Annotated in this window: 7 protein-coding genes; 6 read left to right on the top strand and 1 reads right to left on the bottom strand. The window is 62.5% G+C overall.

Translation table 11 applies throughout. From position 1 onward, the window contains the following. Positions 1 to 410, bottom strand: a 410-nt coding sequence (locus IH971_09760) for an MOSC N-terminal beta barrel domain-containing protein (protein MCH7498123.1), incomplete at its 3' end; no start/stop codon positions are given. Positions 411 to 1,586: 1,176 nt separating this feature from the next. Here IH971_09760 and IH971_09755 point away from each other — a divergent pair. The 6 genes from IH971_09755 to IH971_09730 all read left to right on the top strand — a co-directional run. After that, positions 1,587 to 2,366: a PD-(D/E)XK nuclease family protein gene (locus IH971_09755; GenBank protein MCH7498122.1), complete on the top strand. Its 780-nt coding sequence runs from the start codon at positions 1,587 to 1,589 to the stop codon at positions 2,364 to 2,366. A 13-nt stretch (positions 2,367 to 2,379) separates the two neighbouring features. Beyond that, positions 2,380 to 2,976 (top strand): hypothetical protein, encoded by a 597-nt coding sequence (locus tag IH971_09750; protein MCH7498121.1) that lies wholly within the window; start codon positions 2,380 to 2,382, stop codon positions 2,974 to 2,976. Positions 2,977 to 3,209: 233 nt separating this feature from the next. Further along, on the top strand, positions 3,210 to 3,902 hold the full coding sequence (locus IH971_09745) for an alpha/beta fold hydrolase (GenBank protein ID MCH7498120.1): 693 nt from the start codon (positions 3,210 to 3,212) through the stop codon (positions 3,900 to 3,902). Continuing rightward, the gene (locus tag IH971_09740) at positions 3,899 to 5,395 is read left to right on the top strand and encodes a 1-acyl-sn-glycerol-3-phosphate acyltransferase (protein ID MCH7498119.1); all 1,497 of its coding nucleotides are present in this window, start codon (positions 3,899 to 3,901) and stop codon (positions 5,393 to 5,395) included. Before IH971_09745 ends, IH971_09740 begins: the two co-directional genes overlap by 4 nt. Beyond that, the gene (locus tag IH971_09735) at positions 5,392 to 6,813 is read left to right on the top strand and encodes an amino acid permease (GenBank protein ID MCH7498118.1); all 1,422 of its coding nucleotides are present in this window, start codon (positions 5,392 to 5,394) and stop codon (positions 6,811 to 6,813) included. Before IH971_09740 ends, IH971_09735 begins: the two co-directional genes overlap by 4 nt. 419 nt (positions 6,814 to 7,232) lie before the next feature. Further along, positions 7,233 to 9,254 (top strand): tandem-95 repeat protein (locus IH971_09730; protein MCH7498117.1); only part of this gene is annotated, 2,022 nt, incomplete at its 3' end.

Genomic DNA, 9,254 nt, shown 5'->3' with positions numbered 1-9,254 from the left:
AGACCCTCCAGATCCGGCCAATATTCTTCGAGGCTGGGCGTCTCGGGCGCCGATGCCGCAAGCGTCACCTCACGGCCAAGAGCGTTCGTCAGGAGCTCGTTGAGGTCCCTCTGCTCACTAGTAACGCGGCCGCCGTCCGGTAGAGTGATCCGGACCGGGGGAATCTTCTCTTGAGCGCGTGGGGACTCGGCGAAGGTAGCCCGAAAATCAAGCAGATTCGCCCACTTTCGGGGATTTTTGGCGCTCACGACCTTGCCGTTGGACGGATCGCGGAGCGCATAGGCTCGATCTCCGAGCAACCCGTGGTCGGTGACCTCGACAGCATTCAGCTCCTCTCCAATCATAGATTTGACGGGATAACGCCAGAGGGACACCACTGAACCAAGCTCAGTCTTCGTTGTGTTTGCCATAGTCAGCACCCCTTTGGCTGGTCAAGTTCGCGACGCCTAACTACTATTTATGAAGAATGATTGGCCTGTCCCCATTGTTTGGACCACTCTTAAAGTTAGTATTTGTGGTTTCAGTTAACACGTAATTGAGTTGGTTGTTGGGTGAGTGGAAGTATGGCTTCTGGAGCCGGAGGACGGTATCCAAGGCTGCTGTGAGGACGGATCTCGTTGCACTCCCCTCACCAACACCCGCATTGTAATGCCGGCCTACACCCAGTCCACCAGGACGGAATTGCTGAAGTAGCGGCGATGTGTCGCCCAGATATAACGAGCGCCGATAAACTGTGGGCTGCAATCTTACCAATTGGGGGTGGAATCAAGGGATTGCAAGAACAGGCTTTTTCGGTAGCAAAAACTACTGCCAATAGAGTCGGTGGCTTCAAATTTAGTCTAACTCGGTCCCCTAGCTCCAGATAGCTGAAATAGCCCGATTTTGCTACATATGAAATAGGGGCCTAATTTGGCCCCACCCTAAAATGAAGTCGATATTTAACAGTAGGTTAGGCGGCAGTGATTCAACATATGAGCCCTACGAGCTGCCGAGCCCATCCCCCCCTGCGTCAACCCCCGCCCTTCCCCGCCGCCTTTGCAGCCCTTACCTTTCCCCCCGCTCGGCTCTTTGACATAGCGCTTTCGCCCCGCAACTTGTCCCGCTTCGCCCCGCCAACGGCGGGGGCCCAGCGCGGCCACCTCGGTATCACCTTGGTATCACCTTGGTATCACTTCGGTATCACCCCTTCCGTCGGTGAGCGTGATACCGGCAGAGGGGGGTAGGGTTTCACCCCGCCGGAACTTGTCCCGATCCATCGGGAGGCGGGGGGTCACCCGGCCTCACGGGGCCGTTTTGGGGCCATGTTTGGGTCACCTCTCCCATCGGTGACCGTGACCCTGGTAGGGGGGGAGGGGTTCACCCCGCTTCGCCCCGCCGGCGGTCTGACACCTGATGGCTGACCGCTGATGGCTGATCGCTGATGGCTGACCGCCGAGGCTCGCTAACGGCCCCGTCCCCCAATTAACCTCTTGAAAACCCGCCGCTGGCGGAATACATTGCCGTGGCCCCTTGATGATCCATGCACGCGTCAAAGCAGGAGCAGCAGCCACGCAGTCACCGTCCCGTCAGCCGCGCCGCGAGGCACCATGAGCAGCGAGCCCATCCCCGGACCGGGCATCTACGGCACGCCGGCCCCCCGGGCCAGCAAGATCGAAGACCTGGAGACGGTGGCCCGCTTCATCCAGCGCTACCAGAACCTGGTGGACGCCCACGCCTGGCGCCGCCTGGAGAGTTTCAAGGAGGCTTTCGGCCGCCTGCGGCCCACCATTCAGGACCTCATCGGACAGTCTTTGGAGCGCAACCGCCAGCAGGCCCGCAGCTTCAACCTGTTCAACGTGCTGCACCTGGAGGCCCGCGAGGATCTGGTCCACACCCCGCTCCTCGCCGACCTCCTCAGCCCCCAGGGCGCCCACGGGCAGGGCTACCTGTTCCTGCACGCCTTCATCGACGCGCTCACCGCCAGCCACGCCGGCTTCCCCGCCCCCGTGGAGGCCATCGCCGACCACCCCTGGTTTGTGGAGGCCCACAAGTACATCGGCGACGGCGCGCCGGATATCGTGCTGGCGTGTCCCGGCCTGAGCTACCTGCTGGTGCTGGAAAACAAGGTTTACGCCGACGAGCAGCCTGATCAGCTGGCCCGCTACGCCCGCTGGATGGAGGGGCAGCAGGAGACCTATTCATCCCAGGCACTGCTCTACCTCACGCCCACCGGTGAGGCATCAGAGACCGCCGGCAGCGCCGCCTACTACCGCATCTCATACCGCCGGGAGATTGCCGGACTGCTCAAGGCTTCCCTGACGGACATTTCAGCCCCCCATCTGCGGGAAACCATTCACCAATACCTTGAGGTCATACAAAATTTCTGACGGAGGCCCACCTATGGACGCTTACGAGGACGAGATCACCAACTTCCTGCTGGAAAAGGAAAATTTCATCCTGGCGCTGGATATCGAGAACCACTTTACCGATGCCAAGGACCAGCTGCACACCCGTTTCTGGCAGCGCCTGGCGGAGACGGTCGAGGGCCGCGTTCCCGAGGGTGCCTGGAAGGTCCAGCTGGACGATCTCGCCGGCGAGAACAGCGTCGCCAGGGGCTATTTCGGCCTCAGCATCCTGCCCGCCGACCAGACCGCGCAGTTCCACCTGCTCTTTCGCATCGAGCAGCACGCCGGACCTACCTATCTGCCGGTCTATGGTGGCGTCTCCTGGACGGAGGTGCCCGGCATCACCGCCGCCGACGACCTGGTCAGCAACTTCCAGACCCAGCTCAAGGACGACGGCTTCACCCGCAGTAATGAGAAGTGGCCCGGCTGGCGCTACATTCGCGGGCTCTCCTCACGAAACGATTTCCTCCGGGAGTACATGGAGCGCAGCGATGACCTCATCGAGGAAATCACCGGTCACCTCACCATGATGGTGGACCGGCACGCCGCAGAGCTGCACAGCACCAACCGCAACATTCAGGAGCGCATCTGACGGCGCCCCGCGTTGCCGGCCCAGATCGGCTTCGCAGGCTGGCCGCGCAACGCTGATCCCGCCGCTCCGGCTGCTTAGGGCGCATTCCCATGAGGTTGCAACGGGAGCAGCGCGAGTGCGCCACCGCGGCATGACAGGCATGCTGCTGGGACGGCCACAAGGGAGACGGATGCAGCGTGAACGGCAAGTTCGCGTCTGTCGCGCTGTGCGCGCTCGTGCCGTGGCCAGGGACCATGTCGGAGCCCGGTGAGCATCCCGCGATGGCTGGCGCCGAGGAAGTTGTGGTCATGCTGCACGGCCTTACGCGCACCCGCGGCTCGCTGAGACGCCTGGAACGGCGCTTGTCGCGGGAAGGGTTTCGCATCGTCAACCTGGCCTACCCATCTAACCGGTTCTCCATTGACACGCTGGTGGACGGGGCTTTGGCCGACATCGTCGCCCGCTGCTGCCAGGTGCCGGGCACGACGGTGCACTTCGTCACCCATTCCGTCGGTGGCATTGTGGTACGCCGCTATCTGCAGCGTCACCCGTTGCCTAATCTGGGACGGGTGGTCATGCTGACGCCGCCCAATCAGGGCGCGGAGCTGGCAGACCGCTTCAGCAACGCCCGGTTGTTCAGGCTGATCCACGGGCCGGCCGGCCAGCAGCTGGCCACGGGCGCGGATAGTTTTATTGCCAGCCTCGGGCCGGTGACATTTGAGCTGGGCATCATCGCCGGCAACCGGAGCCTGAACCCGCTGTTCTCACGACTTATTCCCGGCCCCGACGATGGCATAATCGCTGTCGACCGGACGAGAGTTGACGGCATGACGGCCCACATTGTGGTGCCCTACAGCCATACGTTCATCATGTACCACGGACCGGTGATCCAGCAGGTGATCCACTTCCTGCGCACCGGGACCTTCACGGCACCGGATATGGATTGACCGAGCCGATTGCCCTGCCGTTGTGGCTGCTGCTGGCGGGCGGCCTTTTGGCTGCCTGGGCACTGCTGGACCGCCTGCTGCTGCCCAGCGTGCGGTGGTACTTCCGCCGGCGGGTCAACATCGTGATCACCGAGATCAACCAGCGGCTGGACCTGAAGCTGCCCGACTTCAAGCTCACCCAGCGCAAGGTGCTCATCGACCGGCTGGTGTACGATCCTAAAGTGCTGGCGGCGGTGGATGAGTATTGCCGGGAGCACGACGTGCCGCGGGAAGTGGCCCTGGAGAAAGTAGAGCGCTATGCCAAGGAGATTGTGCCGGCCTTTAACGCTCTGATCTATTTTCGCGTCGGCAGCTGGCTGAGCAAAACCATCGCCCGCCTGCTCTACCGGGTGCGGCTGGGCTATGCCGACGAGGCGCAGCTGGCCAAGGTTGACCCCAACGCCAGCGTGGTTTTCGTCATGAACCACCGCAGCCACATGGACTATATCCTGGTATCCTACCTGGCTGTGAACCGGGTGGCGCTGAGCTACGCCGTGGGAGAGTGGGCTCGGGTCTGGCCCTTTCAGCAGCTGATCCAGGCCACCGGAGCGTACTTCGTCAGGCGCGGCTCGGGCGACCCCTTTTACCGCCGGGTGCTGGCACGCTACGTGCAGATGTCAACGGAGGCCGGCGTGGTGCAGGCCATCTTCCCTGAAGGGGGCCTCTCCCGGGACGGCGCGATGCGGGAGCCCAAGCTGGGACTGTTGAAATATATGCTGGAAGACTTTGATCCCCAGGGTCAGCGGGACATGGTCTTCATCCCGGTAGGCCTCAACTTCGACCGCGTCCTGGAGGACCGTACCCTGCTGCGGAAACTCGACCCCGATCCCGAGAAACTGCCGCGCATGTTTGGCATCCGGACGGCGCTCAAGTTCATTGCGCACAACATCTGGCTTATGCTGCAGGGCAAGTGGTACCGCTTCGGCTACGCGGCGGCCAACCTGGGGACGCCCATCTCCATGCGTGAATATATTATGGCCCAGGCGCCGGATTTCATGGAAGACGATCCGGAAAGGCGCATTCAGCGGATTCGGCAGCTGGCCAGGGACCTGATGGCAGCCGTGGGGCAGGTGATTCCAGTTTTGCCGGTTGCGCTGATCGCCCACGTATTCACCGAACAACCTGAGAAAACCTTCTCAAACCTGGAGCTGAAGGCCCGGGCTCAGCAGCTCATCGACCAGCTGGAAGCCGTGGGCGCCCACGTCTATATCCCCCGCAGCGACCGGGATTACGCTATTAGCGTGGGATTACGCATGCTCACCCTGCGGCATCTGGTGCTGGAAGATGGCAACCTGTACCGCGCAGCCGCCGATGAGCTGCTACTGCTCCGCTACTACGCCAACACCATAAGCCATTTCGTCCCTCTGGCCGCAGCTCCGGCGGAGGAACCCGCCACCGCCCGCGCCCGAAGCGCGACTGAAAGGGAACAGCCCAGCCGGGAGCAGGCGTCGTGAGCCAGCCGGTCCAGCTGCCCCGGGTCATGGGTCTCCGCGACCTGGTGTTTTTGCACGTGGTGGCCATCATCGGCCTGCGCTGGCTGCTCACGGCCGCCAATATCGGTCCATCCTCCATCATTCTCTGGCTGGTGGCGGTGCTGCTGTTTTTCATTCCCCAGGGGCTGGCCGTTCTGGAGCTCTCCTCCCGCCTCCCCGAGGAAGGGGGCATTTATGTCTGGACCCGGGAAGCATTCGGGCCGCTGCACGGCTTTATCTGCGGCTGGGCCTACTGGGTGAACAATCTGATCTACTATCCCTCGCTCATCGTCTTTATTGCCGGCAACGCCGTGTACATCTGGGGCCGCCAGTACGCGGGGCTGGCGGACAACCCGCTCTATCAAGTGGGTTTTTCCCTGGGCGTGCTATGGCTGGCCATCGGCACGAACATCGTGGGGCTGCGCACCGGCCGGTGGGTCCACAATGCAGGGGCAGCGGCCACCTGGATTATCGTTGCCATACTGATCATTCTGGCTGGCGCCGCCCTGGCCGCCGGGTGGGGCCGGAATCCCTTTGCCCAGGGCTCCCTCATGCCTGATATCAGCCAATCAAATGTGGGCCTCTGGTCGAGCCTGTGCTTTGCGCTGGCCGGGCTGGAGCTGGCGGTAATCATGGGAGGAGAGGTGCGTGATCCCGGACGGTCGCTGCCGCGCTCAATCCTGGTGGCGGCGCCCATCATTGCCGGCATTTACATAATCGGTACCCTGGCTGTCCTGACCATCTCGCCCGCCGAGGGCACCAGCCTGGTCACGGGGATCGTGGATATCATCGCCAGCACCGGCGACAAGCTGGGTCTGCCGCTCACCCGTCTGGTGGGGCTGCTCATCGTGGTAACCGGTCTGGGCGCCCTGGGCGCCTGGCTGGCCGGCAGCGCGCGCATACCCTTTGTGGTGGGGCTGGACCGTCATCTGCCGCCCATCCTGGGGCGTCTTCACCCACGCTGGCAAACGCCCTACGTGGCCTTATTGGTGCAGGGTGTGGGCGCCAGCTTTTTCATCCTGGTGAGTGTTCTGGGCAGCTCGCTGGAGGAGGCCTACCTGGTCCTGGTGGACACCACCATCATTGTGTACTTCATCCCGTACCTGTATCTGTTCCTGGCGGTAGGGGTCCTCCGACGGCGTGAGGCCGGTTCAGCCAGGCCGGCTTTCCGGATCCCCGGAGGGAAGCTGGGCGTGGGACTGGTGGGGGTGATCGGCTTCGCCACTACAGCCCTCTCCATCGTCCTGGCGAGTATCCCCAGCGAGGTGGCGGCGGCGCCGGTCTGGTTTTTCGTCAAGGTGGTGGGTGGGGCGGCCGGGCTGCTGCTGGTGGGTCTGACGTTCTACTTCTGGAACGCAAGGGTGCGCAGGCCGGATCTCCCCGGCACACCTGCCGCCTAGGCCGCGCCAGCGACCCAGACGCCTGGCGCTCCGTGGCGACGTGGCGCCCACAGGGGCGTGCGGCTGGCCGCCGGTTTCTCCGGCAGATCGAACCTCGATCACCCTTTCGAAACATTCTCCTTGGCAAAGCCCAGTTATGTGATTAGTATTAAATCCTAAGCGGGAATTGTCCCTCCGGGTGACGAATATCACAGCTTGCGACCGGGGGGCTCAAATGGAACCTAATAAGGGCCGATATATGAGACCGACGAGGGTCTGTAACCCGCAGGCCTAAATCCCTGTGAGATTTGTCACAGGGGTGCCGGGCTGTGATATTTGTCACGGCAGCAGGGGTATGAAAATGGGTATCGTTGGGCCGAAGCTCGGAAAACCGGGCGGGGTTGCAGGTTTAGACTTAGCACGCGGACAAAATTGAGATCATGAAGACCAACATTTTACGATATACGCTCCGGTTTGCGGTCATCGCAGGCCTGCTGGGCGCCAACCTGGTGCTGGCTGATGATGAACGGACCGCGGCCGACCTGACCATCACCACCGACGAGGACGTCGCCGTCACGTTCAGCGTTATCCCAGCCGGAGACGACGATGACGATAAGAAAGGTAAAGGCAAAGGCAAGGGGAAGAAAAAGGATCAAGACGACGATGATGAGGGTGATGATAACGTCTCACTGCTGAGCATTACCCAGCCTGGGAACGGCACCGCCAGCGATAACGGCGACGGCACCATCACCTACACGCCGAATGCGGACTATAACGGCGCCGACGCATTCAGCTACACCCTTTCCTGGCGCGATGGGGACGATAATGATACCGCCACCGGAGCGATCAATGTTACCGTCAACCCCGTGAATGACGACCCGGTGGCTGCGGACGACCAGGCCACCACCGCCAAGGGCACCCCGGTAACGATCGACGTGTTGGCCAACGACACCGATATCGATGGCGGCACCCTGTCGGTTCAGAATACACGGCAGGCCAGGGGAACGGTGCACATCAACGCTGACGGGAGCCTGCTCTATACACCGACGCCGAACTTTACGGGGGTGGACGACTTTTTCTATACGGTGATCGATGGCAACGGCGGTAGCGACGAAGGGGTCGTTGTGGTCACCGTCTCTGCGGGCCCGGCGAACCGGGAGCCGGTGGCCCAGGACGATACCGGCTCCACCGATGAGGACACCGCCGTCACGCTCAATGTGCTGGCCAACGACAGCGATCCCGACGGTGACGCCCTGTCGGTGAGCGGTGTCACGCAGGGCAGCAACGGGTCGGTGGTCAACAACGGCGGCGGCACCGTGACCTACACGCCAGCGGCAAACTTCAACGGTAGCGACGCCTTCAGCTACACCATCAGCGACGGCAACGGTGGCTCGGCCAGCGCCAATGTAACCATCACCATCACAGCAGTGAACGATGCACCGGTGGCCAGCGGACAGGCGGTCTCCACCGGCGAGGACCAGAGCGTGGCCATCACCCTCTCAGCCTTTGACGTGGACGGTGACGCGCTGAGCTACAGCATCATCGCGGGGCCCGATCAGGGGCAGCTCTCGGGTACAGCCCCGCTGCTTACCTACACGCCCGATGAAAATTTCAACGGCAACGACGCCTTCACGTTCGAGGCAAGTGACGGCACGGCCAGTGACCAGGCGGTGGTCACCATCTCAGTGGGGGCGGCCAACGACTTTCCGGTGGCGGTGGACGACAACGCCGGCACGGCTGAAGACACGCCGGTGACCATCGATGTACTGGCCAACGACAGCGATCCCGACGGCGACGCCCTCTCGGTGAGTGGTGTCACGCAGGGCAGCAACGGGTCGGTGGTCAACAACGGCGACGGCACCGTGACCTACACGCCCGATGAAAACTTTAACGGCAGCGATGCTTTCAGCTACACCGTCAGCGATGGCAACGGCGGCTCGGCCAGCGCGGGTGTCAACGTCAGCGTCACAGCGGTGAACGACACGCCGGTGGCCGTGGACGATGTGGCCGCCACCAACGAAGACGTCCAGATCAGCATCGACGTGCTGACCAATGATATCGACGTGGATGGCGACGCGCTTACGGTGAAGAACGTGCGGCAGCATAACGGCATCGTGCATATCCAGGCTGACGGCACCCTGTTGTATGAACCCACACCCAACTTCTCCGGCCAGGATATATTTTTCTACACGGTTCAGGATGGCCATGAGGGCGAGGACGAAGGCCAGGTCACGGTAACGGTGGGCGGCGTGAACGATGCGCCCGTGGCTGCCGACGATATTGCCTCCACCGCCGAGGACACGCCCGTCACCATCGACGTGCTGGCCAACGACAGCGATGTGGACGGCGACGCCCTGTCGGTGAGCGGCGCAACGCAGGGGAGCAACGGGTCGGTGGCCGTGAACGACGACGGCACCGTGACCTACACGCCCGAGGAGAATTTTAACGGCAGCGATGCTTTC

This window comes from Candidatus Neomarinimicrobiota bacterium, assembly GCA_022560655.1.
Classification (GTDB): Bacteria; Fidelibacterota; Marinisomatia; order SCGC-AAA003-L08; family TS1B11; genus JADFSS01.
This window is presented reverse-complemented; position numbering and strand designations above follow the sequence as displayed.